The sequence below is a fragment of the Treponema sp. R8-4-B8 genome (assembly GCF_054786175.1).
In genome coordinates, this window is record NZ_BDHE01000121.1 from 1 (window position 1) to 1,086 (window position 1,086).

The following is a 1,086-nucleotide window of genomic DNA, read 5'->3' on the forward strand; positions in this document are numbered from 1 at the left end:
GTAAAGCGAAACTTGAACGCTTGAAAGCCTGTTGTTTTTCATTTCGGCGATTATCTCGTCATTTAACAGGGTTAAATTTGTCAGGATATTGACGGAAAAATCGTAATCTTTGGCTTTTCTTAAAAAATCGCAAAACTGCGGATGAAGCATTGGTTCGCCGCCCGAAGATACTGACGGCAGCCCGCTAAAAATCAACAAACACTTCTGCAAGGTCGCCGCCCTGAACCGCAAAATAGCGCAGGAATGGAAATTAAAACAGCAAGCCGTACAATAAAGACAGCGCTGGCAGAGTAGGCGCAGAGTATCTGCTCCTCTTTGTGAGCTTATAATCTTCGCCTAACCTTTATGAAATAATTTGTTAAAAAACAAACCTATAAACCTAAAAAATTTTCCCTCTCTTTGTCCGTATTTTTTTGAAAAGTCACCGGCCGCTTTGTGAAGCGGATAAGTGCCATATTTCTTTTTCAAGAAATCCCAGTGCTTTATTATCCACACGTAAAGGTCGGCTTCCGTTCTTCCCGGAAAATGGACAAGCAGCCATTGTTCTTTGATTATCTTTATTACGGGATCATACACATTATTGTACCATGATATAAGGGCGTTGTTAAAAGGAATCTCCTCTTCAATATCCTCGTTTAAGTAGTATTTATGGACAAGTATGTGGTTGTAAATAACGTCATAACGCCCGGGAGAGCTGAAATTCATGTCCCAGTAATCGGTTAAATCGCCGAACAATGTTTCGCTGTAAAAAATATTTTTTTCATATTTGATAAGTTCGGCTGTCAGTTCTTCCGTAGTCATTGAGGGATGTATATTTATTTCAGTCGTAAGACTGATTACTTCCGCGTCAATAAATTCAACGCCCTGCATTTTAGCGACTGATACGCGGTGATTGCCGTCGCGCACAAAATACACTCCGCCAATTTCATAGAGCAGTATTGGGGGAAGAACTATATCCTTGATATGCGCTTCATCAACTCTTTGCCAGCGTTGGCGCATGTGATCTTTTCGCGGAAGAAAATATTTATTGAAATCATGATAACGTCCTTCGCTGCCGACAATCAATTTTATCGGCACCGTCTGGCT

At 40.9% G+C, this 1,086-nt stretch carries 2 protein-coding genes; both read right to left on the minus strand.

Features of this window, described 5'->3' with window-relative positions:
- The coding region (locus tag ACYVRA_RS06705) for a radical SAM protein (RefSeq protein ID WP_461251971.1) at positions 1-210 on the minus strand (210 nt) is incomplete at its 3' end.
- Positions 211-336: 126 nt separating this feature from the next.
- On the minus strand, positions 337-1,086 hold a 750-nt coding region (locus ACYVRA_RS06710), incomplete at its 5' end, for a transcriptional regulator (protein ID WP_461251972.1).